The organism is Streptomyces ziwulingensis (genome assembly GCF_039542605.1).
GTDB classification, from domain to species: Bacteria; Actinomycetota; Actinomycetes; order Streptomycetales; family Streptomycetaceae; genus Streptomyces; species Streptomyces ziwulingensis.
Genome location: NZ_BAABIG010000005.1, coordinates 94,938 through 116,989 on the forward strand (window position 1 = coordinate 94,938; position 22,052 = coordinate 116,989).

20 protein-coding genes are annotated in these 22,052 nt (G+C 70.8%); 4 read left to right on the plus strand and 16 right to left on the minus strand.

Features of this window, described 5'->3' with window-relative positions; translation table 11 throughout:
- Nucleotides 1-5 precede the first annotated feature (5 nt).
- From nuoL to ABEB00_RS02465, 12 genes are read right to left on the minus strand one after another with little or no spacing between them, the layout of a single operon-like run.
- Nucleotides 6-2,006, minus strand: a complete 2,001-nt coding sequence (gene nuoL, locus ABEB00_RS02410) for an NADH-quinone oxidoreductase subunit L (protein ID WP_345617108.1) — start codon at nucleotides 2,004-2,006, stop codon at nucleotides 6-8.
- A gap of 14 nt (nucleotides 2,007-2,020) precedes the next feature.
- Complete coding sequence (nuoK, locus tag ABEB00_RS02415) at nucleotides 2,021-2,320, minus strand: NADH-quinone oxidoreductase subunit NuoK (RefSeq protein WP_345617110.1); 300 nt, start codon at nucleotides 2,318-2,320, stop codon at nucleotides 2,021-2,023.
- Entirely contained in the window at nucleotides 2,317-3,180 is an 864-nt protein-coding gene (locus tag ABEB00_RS02420) for an NADH-quinone oxidoreductase subunit J (protein ID WP_345617112.1), read from the minus strand. The genes nuoK and ABEB00_RS02420 overlap by 4 nt, the downstream gene beginning before the upstream one ends.
- Nucleotides 3,180-3,827 carry an NADH-quinone oxidoreductase subunit NuoI gene (nuoI, locus tag ABEB00_RS02425; RefSeq protein ID WP_345617113.1) on the minus strand — a complete coding sequence of 216 codons (648 nt, stop codon included), beginning with the start codon at nucleotides 3,825-3,827 and terminating at the stop codon, nucleotides 3,180-3,182. Before nuoI ends, ABEB00_RS02420 begins: the two co-directional genes overlap by 1 nt.
- Nucleotides 3,820-5,196 (minus strand): NADH-quinone oxidoreductase subunit NuoH, encoded by a 1,377-nt coding sequence (gene nuoH, locus ABEB00_RS02430; RefSeq protein ID WP_345617114.1) that lies wholly within the window; start codon nucleotides 5,194-5,196, stop codon nucleotides 3,820-3,822. Before nuoH ends, nuoI begins: the two co-directional genes overlap by 8 nt.
- Nucleotides 5,193-7,721, minus strand: a complete 2,529-nt coding sequence (locus tag ABEB00_RS02435; RefSeq protein WP_345617115.1) for an NADH-quinone oxidoreductase subunit G — start codon at nucleotides 7,719-7,721, stop codon at nucleotides 5,193-5,195. The genes nuoH and ABEB00_RS02435 overlap by 4 nt, the downstream gene beginning before the upstream one ends.
- The gene (gene nuoF / locus ABEB00_RS02440) at nucleotides 7,718-9,070 is read right to left on the minus strand and encodes an NADH-quinone oxidoreductase subunit NuoF (RefSeq protein WP_345617116.1); all 1,353 of its coding nucleotides are present in this window, start codon (nucleotides 9,068-9,070) and stop codon (nucleotides 7,718-7,720) included. Before nuoF ends, ABEB00_RS02435 begins: the two co-directional genes overlap by 4 nt.
- Nucleotides 9,067-9,927, minus strand: a complete 861-nt coding sequence (gene nuoE / locus ABEB00_RS02445; RefSeq protein WP_345617117.1) for an NADH-quinone oxidoreductase subunit NuoE — start codon at nucleotides 9,925-9,927, stop codon at nucleotides 9,067-9,069. Before nuoE ends, nuoF begins: the two co-directional genes overlap by 4 nt.
- Complete coding sequence (locus ABEB00_RS02450; protein WP_345617118.1) at nucleotides 9,924-11,246, minus strand: NADH-quinone oxidoreductase subunit D; 1,323 nt, start codon at nucleotides 11,244-11,246, stop codon at nucleotides 9,924-9,926. The genes nuoE and ABEB00_RS02450 overlap by 4 nt, the downstream gene beginning before the upstream one ends.
- On the minus strand, nucleotides 11,243-12,013 hold the full coding sequence (locus ABEB00_RS02455; protein WP_345617119.1) for an NADH-quinone oxidoreductase subunit C: 771 nt from the start codon (nucleotides 12,011-12,013) through the stop codon (nucleotides 11,243-11,245). Before ABEB00_RS02455 ends, ABEB00_RS02450 begins: the two co-directional genes overlap by 4 nt.
- Nucleotides 12,010-12,564 carry a NuoB/complex I 20 kDa subunit family protein gene (locus ABEB00_RS02460; RefSeq protein WP_345617120.1) on the minus strand — a complete coding sequence of 185 codons (555 nt, stop codon included), beginning with the start codon at nucleotides 12,562-12,564 and terminating at the stop codon, nucleotides 12,010-12,012. Before ABEB00_RS02460 ends, ABEB00_RS02455 begins: the two co-directional genes overlap by 4 nt.
- A gap of 13 nt (nucleotides 12,565-12,577) precedes the next feature.
- Nucleotides 12,578-12,937 carry an NADH-quinone oxidoreductase subunit A gene (locus tag ABEB00_RS02465; RefSeq protein WP_003992243.1) on the minus strand — a complete coding sequence of 120 codons (360 nt, stop codon included), beginning with the start codon at nucleotides 12,935-12,937 and terminating at the stop codon, nucleotides 12,578-12,580.
- Nucleotides 12,938-13,717: 780 nt separating this feature from the next.
- Between ABEB00_RS02465 and ABEB00_RS02470 the strand changes: the two genes are divergently transcribed.
- Together ABEB00_RS02470 and def are read left to right on the plus strand one after the other, a co-directional pair.
- Complete coding sequence (locus ABEB00_RS02470; protein ID WP_345617121.1) at nucleotides 13,718-14,563, plus strand: C40 family peptidase; 846 nt, start codon at nucleotides 13,718-13,720, stop codon at nucleotides 14,561-14,563.
- 154 nt (nucleotides 14,564-14,717) lie between these two features.
- Nucleotides 14,718-15,344, plus strand: a complete 627-nt coding sequence (def, locus tag ABEB00_RS02475; protein ID WP_345617123.1) for a peptide deformylase — start codon at nucleotides 14,718-14,720, stop codon at nucleotides 15,342-15,344.
- 13 nt (nucleotides 15,345-15,357) lie between these two features.
- Here def and ABEB00_RS02480 read toward each other — a convergent pair whose 3' ends face one another.
- Nucleotides 15,358-16,641, minus strand: a complete 1,284-nt coding sequence (locus tag ABEB00_RS02480; protein ID WP_345617125.1) for a geranylgeranyl reductase family protein — start codon at nucleotides 16,639-16,641, stop codon at nucleotides 15,358-15,360.
- A gap of 100 nt (nucleotides 16,642-16,741) precedes the next feature.
- Here ABEB00_RS02480 and ABEB00_RS02485 point away from each other — a divergent pair, with 100 nt between their 5' ends.
- Both ABEB00_RS02485 and ABEB00_RS02490 read left to right on the plus strand, forming a co-directional pair.
- A complete protein-coding gene (locus tag ABEB00_RS02485; protein ID WP_345617127.1) occupies nucleotides 16,742-17,248 on the plus strand; it encodes a GNAT family N-acetyltransferase in 507 nt (168 codons plus the stop codon).
- Between the two features lie 105 nt (nucleotides 17,249-17,353).
- Complete coding sequence (locus tag ABEB00_RS02490; RefSeq protein WP_425586418.1) at nucleotides 17,354-17,737, plus strand: PASTA domain-containing protein; 384 nt, start codon at nucleotides 17,354-17,356, stop codon at nucleotides 17,735-17,737.
- Between the two features lie 54 nt (nucleotides 17,738-17,791).
- Here ABEB00_RS02490 and ABEB00_RS02495 read toward each other — a convergent pair whose 3' ends face one another.
- The 3 genes from ABEB00_RS02495 to ABEB00_RS02505 all read right to left on the minus strand — a co-directional run bounded on the left by ABEB00_RS02495 (nucleotide 17,792) and on the right by ABEB00_RS02505 (nucleotide 21,971).
- Entirely contained in the window at nucleotides 17,792-18,487 is a 696-nt protein-coding gene (locus tag ABEB00_RS02495; protein WP_345617128.1) for a demethylmenaquinone methyltransferase, read from the minus strand.
- A gap of 23 nt (nucleotides 18,488-18,510) precedes the next feature.
- Nucleotides 18,511-19,485 carry an acyltransferase family protein gene (locus ABEB00_RS02500; RefSeq protein WP_425586421.1) on the minus strand — a complete coding sequence of 325 codons (975 nt, stop codon included), beginning with the start codon at nucleotides 19,483-19,485 and terminating at the stop codon, nucleotides 18,511-18,513.
- Between the two features lie 215 nt (nucleotides 19,486-19,700).
- Nucleotides 19,701-21,971: a bifunctional polysaccharide deacetylase/glycosyltransferase family 2 protein gene (locus ABEB00_RS02505; protein WP_345617130.1), complete on the minus strand. Its 2,271-nt coding sequence runs from the start codon at nucleotides 21,969-21,971 to the stop codon at nucleotides 19,701-19,703.
- Nucleotides 21,972-22,052: the final 81 nt, after the last annotated feature.

A 22,052-nucleotide genomic window follows, 5' to 3' on the forward strand; every position in this document is an offset into this window, starting at 1 on the left:
CGGTATCAGACCGCCCTCATCAGCAGGGTCGCGGCGACGAGAACCGCCGCGCCGCCGAACATCGAGACCGCGTAACTGCGCGCGAAGCCGTTCTGCACCTTGCGCATCCGGCCGGAGAGACCGCCGACCGAGGCGGCCGTGCCGTTGACGACCCCGTCGACCAGGCTGTGGTCGACGTAGACCAGGGAGCGCGTGAGGTGCTCGCCGCCGCGGACCAGGACGACGTGGTTGAAGTCGTCCTGGAGCAGGTCGCGCCGGGCGGCCCGGGTGAGCAGCGACCCGCGCGGGGCGACGGCCGGGACCGGGCGGCGGCCGTACTGCGCCCAGGCGGCGCCGACGCCGATCACCATCACGGCGACCGTGGACAGCGTGACGGTCAGGGCGCCGACCGGCGGATGGCCGTGGGCGTGGGCGGTGATCGGCTCCAGCCAGTGCAGGAAGCGGTCGCCGACGCTGAAGAACGCGCCCCCGGCCACCGACCCCACGGCCAGCACGATCATCGGGATCGTCATGAGCTTCGCCGACTCGTGCGGGTGCGGCGGACCCGCCGCGGCAGCGGCGGCGGGCACCGGTCGGGCGTCGGCCGCGCCGCGCGCCCCGGCCGCGGGCTCCACGTCCGGCCGGTCCGGGGACGGCGCCGGCGCCTCGCGCCAGCGCTCCTCGCCGAAGAACGTCATCAGCATCACGCGCGTCATGTAGTACGCGGTCAGGGCCGCGCCCAGCAGGGCGCAGGCGCCGAGCAGCCAGCCCTCGGTGCCGCCCTTGGCGAACGCCGCCTCGATGATCTTGTCCTTGGAGAAGAAGCCGGACAGGCCCGGGAAGCCGATGATGGCGAGGTAGCCGAGGCCGAAGGTGACGAAGGTGACCGGCATGTACCTGCGCAGGCCGCCGTAGCGGCGCATGTCCACCTCGTCGTTCATGCCGTGCATGACCGAACCGGCGCCGAGGAACAGCCCGGCCTTGAAGAAGCCGTGCGTCACCAGGTGCATGATCGCGAAGACGTAGCCGATCGGGCCGAGGCCCGCGGCGAGCACCATGTAGCCGATCTGCGACATGGTCGAGCCGGCCAGCGCCTTCTTGATGTCGTCCTTCGCGCAACCGACGACGGCGCCGAAGAGCAGCGTGACCGCGCCGACGACGGTGACCACCAGTTGGGCGTCCGGCGCGCCGTTGAAGACCGCGGCGGAGCGGACGATCAGGTACACGCCCGCGGTCACCATGGTCGCGGCGTGGATCAGGGCCGAGACCGGGGTCGGACCCTCCATCGCGTCACCGAGCCAGGACTGCAGCGGCACCTGGGCGGACTTGCCGCACGCGGCGAGCAGCAGCATCAGGGCGATCGCGGTGAGCTTGCCCTCGCCGGCCTGCCCGGCGATCCCGGGTTCCTCCAGGGTGCCGAGCACCGGCCCGAAGGCGAAGGTGCCGAACCACAGGAACATCAGCATGATCGCGATCGACAGGCCCATGTCGCCGACGCGGTTGACCAGGAACGCCTTCTTCGCGGCCGTGGCGGCGCCGGGCTTGTGCTGCCAGAAACCGATCAGCAGGTAGGAGGCGAGGCCGACGCCCTCCCAGCCGACGTACAGCAGCAGGTAGTTGTCGGCGAGGACCAGGATCAGCATCGCCGCGAGGAACAGGTTCAGATAGCCGAAGAAGCGGCGGCGGCGCTCGTCGTGCTCCATGTACGCGACCGAGTACAGGTGGATCAGCGAGCCGACGCCGGTGATCAGCAGGACGAAGGTCATCGACAGTTGGTCGAGCCGGAAGGCGACGTCCGCCTGGAAGCCCTCGACCGGGACCCAACTGAACAGGTGCTGCGTCAGGGTGCGTTCCTCGGCGCCCCGGCCCAGCAGGTCGGTGAACAGGACGGCGCCGATCACGAAGGACACGGCGGCCAGCAGGGTGCCGATCCAGTGGCCGACGGCGTCCAGCCGGCGCCCGCCGCACAGCAGGACCGCGGCTCCGAGCAGAGGCGCCGCCACCAGCAGCGCAATGAGATCTTCCACGATTCAGCAGCCCCTCACAGCTTCATCAGACTGGCGTCGTCCACCGAGGCCGAGTGGCGGGAACGGAACAGGGACACGATGATCGCGAGCCCCACCACGACCTCCGCGGCGGCGACGACCATCGTGAAGAAGGCGATGACCTGGCCGTCCAGGTTGCCGTGCAGCCGGGAGAAGGCGACGAACGCGAGGTTGCAGGCGTTGAGCATCAGCTCGACGCACATGAACACGACGATCGCGTTGCGCCGGATCAGCACCCCGGTGGCGCCGATCGTGAAGAGCAGGGCCGCGAGGTAGAGGTAGTTGACGGGGTTCACTTCGACGCCTCCTCGGCCCGCTCGACGGTGGCCGGGGCGTCCGACGTGCGCTCCAGCCGCTCCTGCGCGCGCCGCTCCAGCGCCTTCAGATCCTCCAGCGCCTCGGTGGACACGTCCCGGACCTGGCCGCGCTCGCGCAGTGTCCTGCTGACCGTCAGCTCGGACGGGGTGCCGTCGGGCAGCAGACCCGCGATGTCCACGGCGTTGTGCCGGGCGTAGACACCGGGCGCCGGCAGCGGCGGCAGGTACCTGCCCTCGCGCACCCGCTCCTCGGCCATCTCCCGCTGGGTCTTGGCCCGCTCGGTGCGCTCGCGGTGGGTGAGCACCATCGCGCCGACCGCGGCCGTGATGAGCAGGGCGCCGGTGATCTCGAACGCGAAGACGTACTTGGTGAAGATCAGGGCCGCGAGGCCCTCCACGTTGCCGCCCGCGTTGGCCCGGCCCGTGCCGCTGAACTCCGTGAGGGAGGCGTTGCCGATGCCCGCGAACAGCAGGATGCCGAAGCCGAGGCCGCACAGCAGGGCCAGCCAGCGCTGCCCCTGGATGGTCTCCTTCAGGGAGTCCGCCGCGGTGACGCCGACCAGCATCACCACGAACAGGAAGAGCATCATGATCGCGCCGGTGTAGACGACGATCTGGACGACGCCGAGGAAGTAGGCGCCGTTGGCCAGGTAGAACACGGCGAGGATGATCATGGTTCCGGCGAGACAGAGCGCGCTGTGCACGGACTTCTTCATGAAGACGGTGCACAGGGCGCCGATCACCGCGACCGTGCCGAGGAGCCAGAACTGGGCGGCCTCCCCGGTGGAGGTGGCGGAGCCGGCCAGGGCGGCGGACCCGGCGGCGAGCTGCGCGCTCATCAGCGGATCACCTTCCCGGAGGCCGGTTCGTCCGCGCCGAAGGTCGAGTCGGCCTCCTGGACCACCTCGCCCTCGGTGGGGGCGGCCTGCCGCTCGGTGCCGGGGGCGGCCTCGGTGACCAGGCCCCGGTAGTAGTCCTGCTCGTCGGTGCCCGGGTAGAGCGCGTGGGGCGCGTCGACCATGCCGTCCTCCAGGCCGGCCAGCAACTGCTCCTTGGTGAAGATCAGGTTGGCGCGGCTGGAGTCGGCCAGTTCGAACTCGTTGGTCATGGTGAGCGCACGCGTGGGACACGCCTCGATGCACAGGCCGCACAGGATGCAGCGGGCGTAGTTGATCTGGTAGACGCGGCCGTACCGCTCGCCCGGCGAGTAGCGCTCCTCGTCGGTGTTGTCCGCGCCCTCGACGTAGATCGCGTCGGCGGGGCAGGCCCAGGCGCACAGTTCGCAGCCGACGCACTTCTCCAGGCCGTCCGGATGGCGGTTGAGCTGGTGCCGTCCGTGGAAGCGGGGAGCCGTGGTCTTCGGCTGCTCGGGGTACTGCTCGGTCAGCCGCTTCTTGAACATGGCCTTGAAGGTCACGCCGAAGCCGGCCACGGGGTTCTGGAAACCGGGCTCGGTCGGCCCGGCCTCCTGGGGCTCCTCAGCCATCGGACGTCTCCTTTCCCTCCGTAGATCCGCCCACAGGTCCGTCACTCTGAGTATCGGGCGCACCACTGACAATCAGCTCCCGCTCGCGGTGCGAGCGGCGCCTCGGCACCGGCGGCAGCTCCTGCCCCGGCAGCGGCGGCACGGGGAACCCGCCGGCCATCGGGTCGAACGCGGCGGGCTCCTCCTCGGGCGGCCCGTCCCCCTTGCCCTTGTCCCGGAACATGTCGACGAGGAAGGAGAGCAGCAGGACGACGAGGACGCCGCCGCAGACGTAGAGCGCGATGTCGGCGAAGTCGTAGTTCTCGTTCCTGAGCGCCCGCACGGTCGCCACCAGCATCAGCCAGACCAGCGACAGCGGGATGAGGACCTTCCAGCCGAGCTTCATGAGCTGGTCGTAGCGGACGCGCGGGAGCGTGCCGCGCAGCCAGACGAAGAAGAACAGCAGCAACTGGACCTTGACGACGAACCACAGCAGCGGCCACCAGCCGTGGTTGGCGCCCTCCCAGAAGGTGCTGACCGGCCAGGGGGCCCGCCAGCCGCCCAGGAAGAGCGTGATGGTGACCGCCGAGACCGTCACCATGTTCACGTACTCGGCGAGCATGAACATCGCGAACTTGATGGACGAGTACTCGGTGTTGAAGCCGCCCACCAGGTCGCCCTCGGACTCCGGCATGTCGAAGGGGGCGCGGTTGGTCTCGCCGACCATCGTCACGATGTAGAGGAGGAAGGAGAGCGGCAGCAGCAGGATGTACCAGCGGTCGGCCTGCTGCTCGACGATGGCCGAGGTGGACATCGACCCGGAGTAGAGGAACACCGAGGCGAACGCGGCGCCCATGGCGATCTCGTAGGAGATCATCTGCGCGCAGGAGCGCAGGCCGCCCAGGAGCGGGTAGGTCGATCCGGAGGACCAGCCGGCCAGCACGATGCCGTAGATGCCGACCGAGGCGACGGCGAGGATGTACAGCATCGCGATCGGCAGGTCGGTGAGCTGCATGGCGGTGCGGTGGCCGAAGACCGAGATCTCGTTGCCGGCCGGTCCGAAGGGGATCACCGCGATCGCCATGAAGGCCGGGATGGCGGCGACCACGGGGGCGAGGACGTACACCACCTTGTCCGCGCGTTTGACGACGAGGTCTTCCTTCAGCATCAGCTTGATGCCGTCGGCGAGCGACTGGAGCATGCCCCACGGGCCGTGCCGGTTGGGGCCGATCCGCAACTGCATCCAGGCGACGACCTTGCGCTCCATGACGATGGCGATCAGCACGGTCACCATCAGGAAGGCGAAGCAGAAGACCGCCTTGACCAGCACCAGCCACCAGGGGTCGGTGCCGAACATCGAGAGGTCTTCAGCGGCGAGGTACGGGCTCATGCCTCCACCTCCTCGGGGGCCTCGCCGACGGACGTCGCCGGGCCGATGCGGACGAGGGAGCCGGGCAGCAGCCCCGTGTCGGAGGGGACGCCCGCTCCGGTGGAGTTCAGCGGCAGCCACACCACGCGGTCGGGCATCTCGGTGACCTGGAGGGGGAGTTCCACGGCCCCCGCGGGGCCGGTCACCGCGAGGGCGTCGCCGTCCTTGACGCCCGCCTCGGCGGCCGTGGCGGCCGACACGCGCGCGCGTGCGGCGTGCCGGGTGCCGGCGAGCGCCTCGTCGCCCTGCTGGAGGAGTCCCTGGTCGAGCAGCAGCCGGTGCCCGGCGAGCACGGCCTCCCCGGCGGCCGGCCGGGGCAGCCCGGCGGCGCCCTCCCGCGGCTCGCTCGCCCCGGGCCCCTCCCAGTGCCCGAGCCGGTCCATCTCCGCGCGCACGGTCCGCAGATCCGGCAGCCCCAGGTGTACGTCCATGGCGTCGGCCAGCATCTGCAGCACCCGCGCGTCCGAGGGCGCCACCCGGCGGGCCATCTGGTCGGGCTTGAGCGCGGCCTCGAAGAAGCGGACCCGCCCTTCCCAGTTGAGGAAGGTGCCGGCCTTCTCGGCGACGGCGGCGACCGGCAGCACCACGTCGGCCAGCTCGGTGACCTCGCCGGGCCGCAGCTCCAGCGAGACGACGAACCCGGCCTCGGCCAGTGCCGCCCGCGCGCGTGCCGGGTCGGGCAGGTCGGCGACCTCCACGCCCGCCACGAGCAGCGCCTGGAGTTCGCCGTCGGCGGCGGCCTCCACGATCCGGCCGGTGTCCCGGCCGTAGCGGTGCGGCAGCGCGGCCACGCCCCAGACGGTGGCGACCTCGTCGCGCGCCCGGGGGTCGGTGGCCGGGCGTCCGCCGGGCAGCAGCGTCGGCAGCGCGCCCGCCTCGATGGCGCCGCGCTCCCCGGCCCGCCGGGGGATCCACACCAGCCGGGCGCCGGTCGCCGCGGCGGTCCGGACCGCGGCGGTCAGGCCCCCGGCGACGCCCGCCAGCCGTTCGCCGACGACGATCACCGCGCCCTCGGCGCGCAGCGCCTCGGCGGCCAGGGTCCCCTCGTCCTCCAGACCGACGCCGCCGGCCAGCGCGTCCAGCCACTCGGTCTCGGTGCCGGGCGCGGCCGCCAGCAGGGTGCCACCGGCCTTCTCCAGGCCGCGGGTGGCGTGCGTGGCCAGGGCGAACACCTTCTGCCCGTGGCCCCGCCAGGCCTTGCGCAGCCGCAGGAAGACGCCGGGGGCCTCCTCCTCGGCCTCGAACCCGACCAGGAGGACCGCCGGGGCCTGCTCCAGGGCGGTGTAGGTGACGCCGGTCCCGTCGAGGTCGCGGCCGCGGCCGGCGACCCGGGCGGCGAGGAAGTCGGCCTCCTCGGCGCTGTGCACGCGCGCGCGGAAGTCGATGTCGTTGGTGTCGAGCGCCACGCGTGCGAACTTGCTGTACGCGTAGGCGTCCTCGACGGTCAGCCGGCCGCCGGTGAGGACACCGGTCCGGCCGCGCGAGGCGAGCAGCCCCTGGGCGGCGATCTGCAGTGCCTCCGGCCAGGAGGCGGGTTCCAGCTCGCCCTCGGCGTTGCGCACCAGGGGGGTGGTGAGCCGGTCGCGCGCCTGCGCGTACCGGAACCCGAACCGCCCCTTGTCGCAGATCCACTCCTCGTTGACCTCGGGTTCGTCGGCCGCGAGGCGCCGCATGACCTTGCCGCGCCGGTGGTCGGTGCGGGTCGCGCAGCCGCCCGCGCAGTGCTCGCAGACCGACGGCGAGGAGACCAGGTCGAAGGGGCGGGAGCGGAACCGGTACGCCGCCGAGGTGAGCGCGCCGACCGGGCAGATCTGGATGGTGTTGCCGGAGAAGTACGACTCGAAGGGGTCGCCCTCGCCGGTGCCGACCTGCTGGAGGGCGCCGCGCTCGATCAGCTCGATCATCGGGTCGCCGGCGATCTGATGTGAGAACCGGGTGCAGCGGGCGCACAGCACGCACCGCTCGCGGTCCAGGAGCACCTGGGTGGAGATCGGCACGGGCTTCTCGTAGGTCCGCTTCCTCCCCTCGAAGCGCGAGTCGGACTGCCCGTGCGACATCGCCTGGTTCTGCAGCGGGCACTCGCCGCCCTTGTCGCAGACCGGGCAGTCCAGCGGGTGGTTGATGAGCAGCAGCTCCATCACACCCTTCTGGGCCTTCTCCGCGACCGGGGAGGTGAGGTGGGTCCTGACCACCATCCCGTCGGTGCAGGTGATGGTGCAGGACGCCATGGGCTTGCGCTGGCCCTCGACCTCGACGATGCACTGGCGGCAGGCGCCGGCCGGGTCGAGGAGCGGGTGGTCGCAGAACCGGGGGATCTCGATGCCGAGCTGTTCGGCGGCCCGGATGACCAGGGTGCCCTTGGGCACGCTGATCGCGGCGCCGTCGATCGTCAGCGACACCAGGTCCTCGGGCGGTACCGCGGCCGCTCCCCCGCCGGAGGAGCGCTCGCTCGCGGCGGAGCCGCTTCCCGTTCGCTGTACCGTCATGCGTTCACCTCCGTACGGTGGTCGGCCCAGGCCGTCGACCTGGCCGGGTCGAAGGGGCAGCCGCGGCCCGTGATGTGCTGCTCGTACTCCTCGCGGAAGTACTTCAGCGAGGAGAAGATCGGCGAGGCGGCGCCGTCGCCGAGGGCGCAGAAGGACTTGCCGTTGATGCTGTCGGCGATGTCGTTCAGCTTGTCGAGGTCGCTCATCGCGCCCTTGCCGGCCTCGATGTCGCGCAGCAACTGCACGAGCCAGTACGTCCCTTCCCGGCAGGGGGTGCACTTGCCGCAGGACTCGTGGGCGTAGAACTCCGTCCAGCGGGTCACGGCGCGCACGACGCAGGTGGTCTCGTCGAAGCACTGGAGCGCTTTGGTGCCGAGCATGGAGCCCGCGGCGCCCACGCCCTCGTAGTCGAGGGGGACGTCGAGGTGCTCCTCGGTGAACATCGGCGTCGAGGAGCCGCCCGGCGTCCAGAACTTCAGGCGGTGGCCGGGGCGCATGCCCCCGCTCATCTCCAGGAGCTGGCGCAGCGTGATGCCGAGCGGTGCCTCGTACTGACCGGGGCCGGCGACGTGGCCGGAGAGGGAGTACAGCGTGAATCCCGGGGACTTCTCGCTGCCCATCGACCTGAACCAGTCCTTGCCCCGGTGCAGGATCGCGGGAACCGAGGCGATGGACTCGACGTTGTTCACCACAGTGGGGCAGGCGTAGAGGCCGGCCACAGCGGGGAAGGGGGGACGCAGCCGGGGCTGGCCGCGGCGGCCTTCGAGCGAGTCGAGCAGCGCGGTCTCCTCACCGCAGATGTACGCGCCGGCGCCCGCGTGCACGGTGAGTTCCAGGTCGAGTCCGCTGCCCAGGATGTTCTCGCCCAGGAAGCCGGCCGCACGGGCCTCGCGTACCGCCTCGTGCAGCCGCCGCAGTACCGGGACGACCTCACCGCGGAGGTAGATGAAGGCGTGCGAGGACCGGATGGCCCAGCAGGCGATGACGATGCCCTCGATGAGGCTGTGCGGGTTCGCGTAGAGGAGCGGGATGTCCTTGCAGGTTCCCGGCTCCGACTCGTCGGCGTTGACCACGAGGTAGTGCGGCTTGCCGTCCCCTTGGGGGATGAACTGCCACTTCATCCCGGTGGGGAAGCCGGCGCCGCCGCGGCCGCGCAGACCGGCCTCCTTGACGTACGCGATCAGGTCGTCCGGTGACATGGCCAGCGCCTTGCGCAGCCCCTCGTACCCGTCGTGCCTGCGGTACGTGTCCAGCGTCCAGGACGCGTCCTCGTCCCAGAAGGCCGACAACACGGGTGCGAGCAGCTTCTCCGGGCCGGTGTCCTTGATCTCGGCTGCCAACGTCATCACTCCCCCTCCTCGGCCGTGGGCCCCGCCGGATGGGAGGGGTCGGACGCCGAGGTGTCCTGCGGTGCGTCGTGCGAGCTGAGGTGCTCGGTGGGTGAGGGCTCGTGCGGCCGGTCGTCCTGCGGGGCCGCACCGCGCGGGTGCACAACCCGAGCGGCGGAGGTCTCGCCCTTCGCCAGTTTCAGGCCGGCCAGGGAGGCGGGTCCCGCGCTGCCCCCGGCCTCGACGGCGCCCTCCCGCTCGTCGGGGAAGCCCGCCAGTATCCGGGCGGTCTCCTTGAACGTGCACAGCGGCGCGCCTCGGGTGGGCGTGACCGGCCGGCCCGCGCGGAGGTCGTCGACCAGGCGCCGGGCGCCGGCCGGGGTCTGGTTGTCGAAGAACTCCCAGTTGACCATCACGACCGGCGCGAAGTCACAGGCCGCGTTGCACTCGATGTGCTCCAGGGTGACCTTGCCGTCCTCGGTGGTCTGGCCGTTGCCGACGCCGAGGTGCTCCTGGAGCTCTTCGAAGATCTCGTCGCCGCCCATGACCGCGCACAGGGTGTTGGTGCAGACGCCGACCTGGTAGTCGCCGCCGGGGCGGCGCCGGTACATCGTGTAGAAGGTCGCCACCGCGGTGACCTCGGCCGTGGTCAGGCCGAGCACGTCCGCGCAGAACCGCATCCCGGTGCGGGTGACGTGCCCTTCCTGCGCCTGCACGAGGTGCAGCAGCGGCAGCAGGGCGGACCGGGAGTCCGGGTAGCGGGCGACGATCTCCCGCGCGTCGGTCTCCAGCTTCGCGCGGACCTCGGCCGGGTAGTCGGGTGCGGGCAGCTCGGGCATGCCGAGCCCGACACCCCGCTGCGAGGAACTGGTGGTCACCGGTCGACGCCTCCCATCACGGGGTCGATGGACGCCACCGCGACGATGACGTCGGCGACCTGGCCGCCCTCGCACATCGCCGCCATGGCTTGCAGGTTGGTGAAGGACGGGTCGCGGAAGTGGACCCGGTAGGGGCGGGTGCCGCCGTCGGAGACGACGTGCACCCCGAGTTCGCCCTTGGGCGACTCGACCGCGGTGTACGTCTGTCCCGGCGGTACCCGGAAGCCCTCGGTGACCAGCTTGAAGTGGTGGATCAGGGCCTCCATGGAGGTGCCCATGATCTTCTTGATGTGGTCGAGGGAGTTGCCCAGTCCGTCCGGCCCGAGCGCGAGCTGGGCGGGCCAGGCGATCTTCTTGTCGGGCACCATGACCGGGCCGGGCTGGAGCCGGTCCAGGCACTGCTCGACGATCCGGAGCGACTGGCGCATCTCCTCCAGCCGGATCAGGAAGCGGCCGTAGGCGTCGCAGGTGTCGGCGGTGGGGACGTCGAAGTCGTAGTTCTCGTAGCCGCAGTACGGCTGGGACTTGCGCAGGTCGTGCGGCAGGCCGGTGGAGCGCAGGATCGGGCCGGTGGCGCCCAGCGCCATGCAGCCGGCCAGGTCGAGATAGCCGACGTCCTTCATCCGGGCCTTGAAGATCGGGTTCCCGGTGGCGAGCTTGTCGTACTCCGGGAGGTTCTTGCGCATCTTCTTCACGAACTCGCGGATCTGGTCCACCGAGCCGGGCGGCAGGTCCTGGGCGAGGCCGCCGGGGCGGATGTACGCGTGGTTCATGCGCAGGCCGGTGATCAGCTCGTAGATGTCGAGGATCAGTTCCCGGTCGCGGAAGCCGTAGATCATGATCGTGGTGGCACCCAGCTCCATGCCGCCGGTGGCCACGCACACCAGGTGGGAGGAGATCCGGTTCAGCTCCATCAGGAGCACCCGGATGACCGAGGCGCGGTCCGGGATCTGGTCCTCGATGCCGAGGAGCTGCTCGACGCCGAGGCAGTACGCCGCCTCGTTGAAGAACGGCGTCAGGTAGTCCATGCGGGTCACGAAGGTGGTGCCCTGGGTCCACGTCCGGTATTCGAGGTTCTTCTCGATGCCGGTGTGCAGGTAGCCGATGCCGCAGCGGGCCTCGGTGACCCGTTCGCCGTCCATCTCCAGGATCAGGCGGAGCACGCCGTGGGTGGACGGGTGCTGCGGGCCCATGTTGACGATCAGGCGCTCGTCGTCGGTGCGGGCCGCGGACCGGACGACCTCGTCCCAGTCGCCGCCGGTGACCGTGTAGACGGGGCCTTCGGTGGTCTCCCGAGGGGAGGCGTGCGAAGTGCTCATGAGTACGACCTCCGCTGGTCCGGAGCCGGGATCTGGGCGCCCTTGTACTCGACGGGGATGCCGCCGAGGGGATAGTCCTTGCGCTGCGGGAAGCCCTGCCAGTCGTCCGGCATCATGATCCGCGTCAGGGCCGGGTGACCGTCGAAGACGATCCCGAAGAAGTCGTACGCCTCGCGCTCGTGCCAGTCGTTGGTCGGATAGACCTCGAACAGCGACGGGATGTGCGGGTCGCTGTCCGGGGCGCCGACCTCCAGGCGGATCAGCCGGTTGTGGGTGAGTGAGCGCAGGTGGTAGACGGCGTGCAGCTCGCGGCCCTTGTCGTGCGGGTAGTGCACGCCGCTGACGCCGGTGCACAGCTCGAAGCGGAGCGCCGGGTCGTCGCGCAGGGTGCGGGCGACGCGGACCAGGTGCTCGCGCTCGATGTGGAAGGTCAGCTCGCCGCGGTCGACGACCGTCTTCCCGATGGCGTTCTCCGGGAGCAGGCCCTGCTCCTCCAGCGCGCCCTCCAGCTCGTCGGCGATCTCGTCGAAGTCGCCGTACCCGTCGGTGCCGCGCGGGCCGCCGTAGGGCCTGGCCGCCGCCCCGGGGAGCCGGACCGAGCGGACCAGGCCGCCGTAGCCGGAGGTGTCGCCGCCGCTCGCCGCGCCGAACATGCCGCGCTGGACGCGGATCTCCTCGCCGCCCTGACCGCGCTGGCCGGGGAGGTTCTCGGCGGAGAGGTCCTTCTCGGGGTTGGCGCCGTCGGCGTCCCGGTGCGCGTCGCTCATCGCAGCAGCCCCTTCATCTCGATGGTGGGCAGGGCCTTGAGCGCCGCCTCCTCCGCCTCGCGGGCCGCCTCCTGGGCGTTCACGCCGAGTTTGGAGCCCTGGATCTTCTGGTGGAGCTTGAGGATGGCGTCCAGGAGCATCTCCGGCCGCGGCGGGCAGCCCGGGAGGTAGATGTCGACCGGGACGACGTGGTCGACGCCCTGGACGATCGCGTAGTTGTTGAACATGCCGCCCGAGGAGGCGCAGACCCCCATGGAGATCACCCACTTCGGGTTCGGCATCTGGTCGTAGACCTGCCGCAGCACCGGCGCCATCTTCTGGCTGACCCGGCCGGCCACGATCATCAGGTCCGCCTGGCGCGGCGAGCCGCGGAAGACCTCCATGCCGAAGCGCGCCAGGTCGTAACGGCCGGCGCCGGTGGTCATCATCTCGATGGCGCAGCAGGCGAGGCCGAACGTGGCCGGGAAGACCGACGACTTGCGCACCCAGCCCGCGGCCTGCTCGACGGTGGTCAGCAGGAAGCCGCTCGGCAGCTTTTCTTCGAGTCCCATGACTAAAGGCCCCTCAGTCCCATTCCAGGCCGCCGCGCCGCCATACGTACGCGTACGCGACGAAGACGGTGAGCACGAAGAGCAGCATCTCCACGAGCCCGAAGATCCCCAGGGCGTCGAAGGTGACGGCCCAGGGGTAGAGGAAGACGATCTCGATGTCGAAGACGATGAAGAGCATCGCCGTCAGGTAGTACTTGATGGGGAAGCGCCCGCCGCCGGCCGGCGTGGGGGTCGGCTCGATGCCGCACTCGTACGCCTCGAGCTTGGCCCGGTTGTACCGCTTCGGACCGATCAGCGTGGCCATGACCACGGAGAAGATCGCAAAGCCTGCTCCGAGGGCTCCCAGTACGAGGATGGGCGCATACGCGTTCACCGCTCCTCGCTCCTCTCAGTCGGCACTGACTGCTGGCGGTTGCCAGTGGACTCACTCCCGCCCCAGCCGCCCCACGAACCCCGCTCGTCCCGGCGAAGATCGCGAACATGTGAAGCAGGTCACAAGCCCAACTGCCTCGCATCCTATGCCTGCCGCTCTGTGATCTGCGACACGGGGTATTCCACAAGCTTTGTGATCTCCACCACCTGACGAAGGATCATGAAGTCGGATGAGCGGTGATCTTCACACAGGAAGCAGTCGAGTGATCACCAGAGGTGACATTTTCCCTCGTCATCGCTGGCCAGAGGGGTAGTTGCATTATCAAGAGACCGCTCAGCAGGCAAATTCGAGTGGGAGGCGATCTCTTGATAATGCGATCCGTTCACACCTGGGGCTCAGAAGCCGGGACGAGGTGTGAACGCGTGCGCGCGTTCACGAGCGACTCCGGCCGACGGGAAGCCACCGCGGCCGGCGCCGCGGTCGATCCCGGCGAACGTCGCGGACGCGACGGCTCCGCCAACCGTTCCGTGACCTGCGCCACATCGATGAGAGACGTCTGAGAACCGGGCTTGGCCAACTACCTCAACAGGTGGTAAGCGGGGAGCAATTCGGGCGTAACGATCAAAGGCCGTGATCACAGGCGTGTTACGGCCGCCCGCAATGTCCGTTACGGCGCCAATGGAAGGCGACACGCCCGGGTTTCTGACCTATGGGTGAACAACTGTGGCGCAGCACACGTTTCTTGAAGGTATGGAGGACCTACTGATACCGGTTGTACCCATGTCCCACACCGCTCACATACGCAGCCACCGGAAGCCCCGCCGCAGCGCGTCGACGATCGCGATGCGGGCCGGAGTCGCCGGTGGCGTCCTCAGCACCCTGGCAGTGGCCGGTGCGTCGGGTTCGGCGAACGCCGCCGAACCCGTGACGCAGACGCTCGAACTGCCCATCCTGACGGCCGACCTCGCCGCGCAGGCCGCCCAGTCCGCGGACGCCACGCAGCAGGCGGCCGCCGACTACGAGCTGCGGGCAGCGCGCGACGCCGCCGCCGCGGAGGCCGCCAAGGAAGCCAAGGCCGACCTGAAGGAAGCCAAGCAGAAGGCGGCCGAGGCCAAGAAGAAGGCCGAGCAGGCCGCTCGCAAGGCCGCCGCCGAGCGCGCCTCCCGCGACACCGAGCGTGCCACCCTGACCGCCACCGCCTCGGTGGACACCGGTTCCGACTCCGGTGACACCGGCGGCTCCTCGGTGAGCACCGGCACCTCCGCGGCCACCGGCTCCGCCGCCGCGGTGGTCTCCTTCGTGCAGGCCCAGGTGGGCAAGGCGTACGTCTCCGGCGCCACCGGCCCGTCCGCCTACGACTGCTCCGGACTGGTCCAGGCCGCCTTCAAGCAGGTCGGCGTGAGCCTGCCGCGCGTCTCCCAGGACCAGTCGGTGGCCGGCACCCAGGTGTCGCTGGACAACCTCCAGCCGGGCGACATCCTGTACTGGGGCGGTGCGGGCAGCGCGTACCACGTGGGCGTCTACATCGGCGACGGCCAGTTCGTCGGCGCGCAGAACTCGTCCACCGGCGTCGTGCAGAAGTCGCTGTCGTACGACCCGCCGAGCGGTGCGGTGCGCGTCCTCTGACGCCGGCGCGGGTATCCACAGCGCGGATGTCCACAGCGCAGTATCCACAGAAGGGCCGTTGTCCACAGGGGCAGCGGTCTTTCGGCTCTCCTGGCATTCTCGTGGTCGGGCCGGCACACCGCCGGCCCGACCACGAACCGGAGGAGAGAACGTCATGCCGAGTGTGTTCCTGCAAGGGCGTCCCGTCGCGTCCTTCCCGCGGCTCGCGCCGGAGGCCCGGCGCGGATCGGTGCGCCCGATCACCGAGGCGGGCGAGGAGGTGCTGCGCAGGCCGTGCCGCGACGTCACCGAGTTCGGACCCGACCTCGCCGCCCTCATCGACGACATGTTCCGGACGATGTACGTGGCCGAAGGGGCCGGACTGGCGGCCAATCAGGTCGGTGTCGGTCTGCGCCTGTTCGTCTACGACTGCCCCGACGACGAAGGTGTCCGACATGTCGGACACCTCGTCAATCCGGTGCTGGAGCCGCTCGGCCCGGCCGGGCGGCGGCTGCTCGACGAGGGCGAGGGCTGCCTGTCGGTGCCCGGCGCCATGATGGCCGTGCCCCGCCCCGACCGGGCGGTGGTGCGGGGGTACGACCGGGACGGCGCCCCGCTCGTCATCGAGGGCACCGGCTACTTCGCCCGCTGCCTGGCCCATGAGACGGACCACGTCGACGGGCGGCTCTACCTGGACCGGCTCTCCGCCCGTGAGCGGAAGGCGGCGCTGCGGCAGTCGGCGGACCGGCGCGCGGAGATCTACGCGCGCCGGTCCGTGAGAGCCGCCGAGCCGGGCGTCTGAGCCCCGGCCCGGCTCACGCCTTGGGCGCCACCTTGCTCAGTCCGTTGATGATGCGGTCCATCGCGTCGCCGCCGGTCGGGTCCGTCAGGTTGGCGAGCATCTTCAGGGTGAACCGCATCAGCACGGGGTGGGTCAGGCCGCGCTGGGCCGCGATCTGCATGATCTTCGGGTTGCCGATCAGCTTCACGAAGGCGCGGCCCAGGTTGTAATAGCCGCCGTAGGTGTCCTTCAGGACCCGCGGGTAGCGCGCGAGGGCGGTCTCCCGCTGGGCGGGCGTCGCCCTCGCGTGCGCCTGGACGATGACGTCGGCGGCGATCTGGCCGGACTCCATGGCGTAGGCGATGCCCTCGCCGTTGAAGGGGTTCACCAGACCGCCGGCGTCGCCGACGAGCAGCAGGCCGCGGGTGTAGTGGGGCTGGCGGTTGAAGGCCATCGGCAGGGCGGCGCCGCGGATCGGGCCGGTCATGTTCTCCGGGGTGTAGCCCCAGTCCTCGGGCATGGAGGCGCACCACGCCTTGAGGACCTCGCGCCAGTCCAGTTCCTTGAAGGAGTCGGAGGTGTTCAGGACACCCAGGCCGACGTTGGAGGTGCCGTCGCCCATGCCGAAGATCCAGCCGTAGCCCGGCAGCAGGCGGTCCTGCGGGCCGCGCCGGTCCCACAGTTCCAGCCAGGACTCCAGGTAGTCGTCGTCGTGGCGCGGGGAGGTGAAGTAGGTGCGCACCGCGACGCCCATCGGACGGTCCTCGCGGCGGTGCAGGCCCATGCCGAGGGAGAGGCGGGTGGAGTTGCCGTCGGCGGCGACGACCAGCGGGGCGTGGAAGGTGACCTCGCGCTTCTCCTCGCCGAGCTTGGCCCGCACGCCGGTGATGCGGCCGGTGCGGTCGTCGATGACGGGCGCGCCGACGTTGCAGCGCTCGTACAGCCGGGCGCCGGCCTTCTGGGCCTGCCGGGCGAGCTGTTCGTCGAAGTCGTCGCGCTTGCGGACCAGGCCGTAGTCGGGGAAGGAGGCGAGGTCGGGCCAGTCGAGCTGGAGGCGGTTGCCGCCACCGATGATCCGCAGGCCCTTGTTGCGCAGCCAGCCGGCTTCTTCGGAGATGTCGATGCCCATCGCCACGAGCTGCTTGACCGCGCGCGGGGTGAGCCCGTCGCCGCAGACCTTCTCGCGCGGGAAGGCGGTCTTCTCCAGCAGCAGGACATCGAGCCCGGCCTTGGCCAGGTGGTACGCGGTCGTGGAGCCGGCTGGCCCCGCGCCCACGACGATCACATCGGCGGTGTTGTCGGTGAGGGGCTCGGTCACGACGGGATCTCCCCCGGAGTTCGAAAAGATGCGTGCCGACGGGCACCGGACATGGGCAGTCTATTCAGCGTCACCGATCACCCGGCTGAAGGGCTGCCCCGTGAAACGAGCTCTCCCCGCTGTACGGTTGCGCGTCCCCACCGACGAGGACGCCGTGACCTGGCACCGGCTCTTCGACGACCCGGACGTCATGGAGTTCCACGGCGGGCGGACGGCGGAACTGTCCGTGTACGAGGAGCTGACCGCCCGCCAGCGGCGGCACGACGCCGAGCACGGCTTCTGCCTGTGGACCGTGCTGGACGGGACCGGCGAGGCGATCGGCTTCACCGGCGCCCAGCCGTGGCCGCGGGACTGGGGCCCGAGGGGCGAGATCGAGGTCGGCTGGCGGCTGGGCCGGGCGCACTGGGGCAAGGGGTACGTCACGGCGGCGGCGCGCGAGACGGTCCAGCGGGTCCGCTCGGCCGGCGTGCCGGCCGTGGTCGCGATGGTCGACGCGGACAACGAACGCTCCATCGCGGTCACCCGGCGCCTCGGCATGGACCTGGCCGAGGTCTTCACGACACCGCGGTCCCAGCGCCAGGGACACTGCTACCGCCTCGCACTGTAACAGAGAGTAACCAAATGCCGTAAAATCGGCTACGGATTGCTACCTGAAGCTTCCGGTGGGTACGGGACGGGGGTTACCCTGCCCGTACCGCTGGGGGTGAGGTCCGTGCGCAACGCACCCGAGATGTCCGAGGTCCCCGTGCCGCGCCTGGTCGGCCTGATGGCCGTCGACGCGCGCCGGTCGGCCGAGACCCACGGCGTGCTGCTGGCCGCCCCCGACCGCCCCGACCTCCACCGCGTGGTCGTGGAGTACGTCGTACGGCAGTACCCGCCGCCCGGGGTCGAGGTGCCGCGCGGGGCGGCGGTCACCGTCTGGTTCGACCTCGGTGAGGCGGAGGGCGGCGGCACCGGGGTGCGCGAGCCCCGGCTGCCACCGGCGCCCGGCGGCGGGGTCCGGCGCGAGCTGGAGGAACCCCGCATCACGCACACACCGCTCGGCCCGTTCCCGCAGGGCCCCGGAGAGGCCCTGGTGCGGTCCAAGCCGGTCTGAGCGGAGGGCGAGTCGGCCGGAACGGTGTCCGGGTGGTTCCGTTCCGGGCCGGGCTCACGCCTGCTTGAAGCCGCGGTGCAGTGCCACGATTCCGCCGGTCAGGTTCCGCCAGGCCACCTTCGACCAGCCGGCCTTCTGGAGCCGCTCGGCGAGCGCGGGCTGGTCGGGCCAGGCGCGGATGGACTCGGCGAGGTAGACGTAGGCGTCCGGGTTGGAGGAGACGCCGCGGGCGACCGGCGGCAGGGCGCGCATCAGGTACTCGGTGTAGACCGTGCGGAACGGCGCCCAGGTCGGGTGTGAGAACTCGCAGATCACGACCCGGCCGCCGGGCTTGGTCACCCGGTACAGCTCGCGCAGCGCCGCGTCCGTGTCCTGCACGTTGCGCAGGCCGAACGAGACGGTGACCGCGTCGAAGGCGTCGTCCTTGAACGGCAGCCGGGTCGCGTCGCCCGCGGTGAACGGCAGCCAGGAGTGGCGCCCCTTGCCGACCCGGAGCATGCCGAGCGAGAAGTCGCAGGGCACGACGTAGGCGCCGGTGCGGGCGAAGGGCAGCGAGGAGGTGGCCGTCCCCGCGGCGAGGTCGAGGACCTTCTGCGCGGGGCGGGCGTCGACGGCCCGGGCGACCGCCCTGCGCCACACCCGGTCCTGGCCGAGCGAGAGCACGTCGTTGGTCAGGTCGTACCGTTCCGCGACGTCGTCGAACATCGAGGCGACTTCGTGCGGTTGCTTGTTCAGGGAGGCGCGGGTCACCCGGTCATTGTTGCAGTCCCCGCTCAGGGCAGGAGCCTCGGCCTCCTGCGCGCCGCCACGTCCTCGACCCAGCCGCAGGCGACCACGGAGACGGCGATCAGCACCCAGCCGATCCCGAACAGGAACCACTGGCTCGCCAGCGGCAGGTACACCTCGAAGGCGGGCACCTTCCAGAACTGGTCGATCAGCGGCACGGCCAGGATCAGGGCCAGTTCGTGCCAAAGATAGACCGTCATGGCCCGCGCGTTGAAGACGGTGACCAGCCGGTCCAGCCGGGGGAAGCGGCTCAGCCCCGCGAGGTCCAGGCCCAGGCGCTCCTTGGAGTACATCAGCAGCGTCACGAACCCGGCCGACCAGAACGCCTGCGCGAGCGGGATGTCGTCCAGGTCGTAGGTTCCGTACTCGGCCCGGTGGGCGAAGGCGTACCAGGCGCCGTAGGCCAGCGCGGCGAGCGCGAGCGGGACGACCGCGACCGGCTTCAGCCGGCGCGGCACGCCGTCGCGGTGGGCGAAACCGGCCAGCCAGCAGAAGAGGTAGGTCGCCAGGTCCAGCAGCCCGGTGCCGAACCGGTCGTCCGGCGGCCGCCACCAGAACTGGAACACCACGATCGGGGCGAGGGAGGCGAGCAGCACGAGGACCGGCGCGAGCCGGAAGACGCGCAGCAGGAGCGGGGAGAGCAGGACGAACCACAGGTAGGTCCGCAGGTACCAGAGGATCTCCCAGGCCTGCTCGCCCCAGGCGTTGCCCGGCGGGTCGCCGAGCGGCACCACCCAGTAGACGATCTGCGGGCCCGGCATCCAGCCGTGCACCAGCATCGCGACGACCACGAAGACGCCCCAGAACCAGAAGGGCGGCAGCAGCCGGCGGATCCGGCTCCTGACCACCTTGAGCGCGGGGCGCTCCAGGGACTTCGCCATCAGCGTGCCGGCCAGGCCGAACATGATCCCCATGGAGGGGAAGACCAGGCCCGCCCAGGCCCACCCGAAGGTGTGGTACATCACGACCCGGACGAGGGCGACCGCGCGGAGGGTGTCGAAGTAGCGGTCCCGCCCGGCCGCTCCCTTCCCCGCCGCACCCTTCCCCGCCACGCCCTCCCCCGCCACGCCCTTCCCCAGCGCCTCCGTCCCCTGCGCCTCCTTGCCCAGCGCCTCCTTGCCCACCGCCTCCTTGCCGTGCGCCTCTCTCCTCACCGCTTGCCTGCTGTGCGCCCCCATCAGCTCGTCCCCGCCGGGGTGCCGACCTCACCCGTCCGCTTCAGCTTCTGCCAGCGCAGCCGGCCGCCGGTCAGGGCGGTGATGCAGGAGTGGATCAGGACGAGGTACATCATCTGCCGGTACGCGAGCTGCTGGAGCGGCATCATCAGCAGGTACCGGTACTTCTCCCGGTCCAGGCGGAAGGCGTACGCCGCGCAGCACAACTGCAACGCGAGGACCGCCAGCCATGCCAGCAGCGCGGCCTGGAGATCGACGAAGATCATCGAGTAGACGGTGAACACGTCGATGAGCGGCGCGAAGACCGGCGTGACGATCTGGAAGATCACCACCAGCGGCATGCCGACCCGGCCGAAGCGCCCCGAGGGCCCCTTGTCGGTGAGGGACTTGCGGTGCTTCCACAGCGCCTGCATGGTGCCGTACGACCAGCGGTAGCGCTGGGACCAGAGCTGCTTGAGCGAGCCCGGCGCCTCCGTCCAGGCCCTGGCGTGCTCCTGGTAGACGACCCGCCAGCCCGCCCGGTGCATGGCGATGGTGATGTCGGTGTCCTCGGCGAGGGTGTCCTCGCTCATGCCGCCGACCTGGAGGACCGCCTCGCGGCGGAACGCGCCGATCGCGCCCGGGATGGTCGGCATGCAGCGCAGCAGGTCGTACATGCGGCGGTCGAGGTTGAAGCCCATCACGTACTCGATGTGCTGCCAGGCGCCGATGAGGGTGTCGCGGTTGCCGACCTTGGCGTTGCCCGCGACCGCGCCGACCCCGGGGTCGGCGAACGGCTGGACGAGCTGCCGTACGGTGTCCGCCTCGAAGACGGTGTCGCCGTCCATCATCACGACGATGTCGTGGCCGGCGCTGCGCACGCCGTTGTTGAGGGCGGCGGGTTTGCCCGCGTTCTCCTGCCGGATGACGCGGACGTTGGTCATGCCCAGGGAGCGGGCCGCCTCGTGGGCGATCTCGGAGGTGCCGTCGGTGGAACCGTCGTCCACGACGATGACCTCGATCGGGTGGGTGCTCAGCGCCAGCGACTGAAGGGTGTTGGCGATGCACTCCTTCTCGTTGTACGCCGGGACGATCACGCTGACCGGGCGGGTGACGGCCGGCCCCCAACCGAACCGGCGTCTGTTGCGCTGTCGGTAGTGGCGGCGGGCGAGGAGCAGCATCATGCCGAACCGGCCGATGACGGCGACGCCCACGACCATCAGTCCGACGGAGAGCGCGGGCACGGTCCACTCGGCGACGGCGACCGCGGCGATGAGGGCCTTGCCCTCGTAGAGGGTGGCGCCGCCGGCCTCACGGTGGGCGGCCTGAAGCGCGGTGCCGGTACCCGCACCCGTGCCCGCATCAGCACCGGCCCCGGCCCCGGTTCCCGCCTCGGTGCCGCCCTGTCCGGCGGGGTCCGTCTGCCCGGCGCCGGCGGCCGGGGCGGTGGCGTCCGCGCCGCGCTGCTCCGCCATCACGCCGCTGACGGTGGTGAAGGTGTACCCCTTCGCCCGCATCTTCTCGATGTACTTCGGCAGCGCCTCGATCGTCTGCGAGCGCTCGCCGCCGGAGTCGTGGAAGAGGACGGACGCGCCCTCGCCGTCCTCGGGCGTGGCCCACTTGACGATCTTCGCGACGCCCGGCCGCTTCCAGTCGTCGCTGTCGGTGTCGATGAAGACGCTGGTGTAGCCGTCCTCGCCGAGCCTCTTGTAGACCGGCCAACTGTAGTTGTCGATGGCGTCGGTCTCCGAGGAGTACGGCGCCCGGAACAGCGTGGTGGTGATGCCGGCCGCGCCGGCCAGCGCCAACTGGGTCTGCTCGATCTCGCGGGTCATCCGGGCTTCGCTCTGGTAGGAGAGGTCGACGTGGGTGAAGGTGTGGACGCCCACCTCGTTGCCCTGCTCGACCGTGTCCTCGACCAGGCCCGGGTAGCGCGAGATCATCGAGCCGACCAGGAAGAAGGTGCCGGGGACGTCGTACTTCTTCAGGATCTCCAGGACCTGCGGGGTCCAGGTGGGGTCGGGCCCGTCGTCGAAGGTCAGGGCGATCGTCTTGTCCGGGACGGAGAGCGAGGTGGCCTCGCCGCCGCGGAAGGTGAGGATGGGGCCGCCGTCCAGGACGTCCTCGGGAACGTCGCTGGAACTGGCGCCGGAACGCACCCGCTGGTCGCCACCGACCTCGGCGCGCAGGTAGCCGTCGAGGAGCATGACGCAGGTGAGCGCCAGCAGGAGCAGCAGGGCGAGGATGACGCGCGGCTTCTGCAGGGCCGCGGCGCGGCCGGCGGCCCGTTCCATGCGGCCGGGGGCGCGACGGCGGCCGCGCGTGGGCGGCGTGGGAGGCGCGGGAGTAGTGGGAGGCGTGGGAGACGTGGGGCT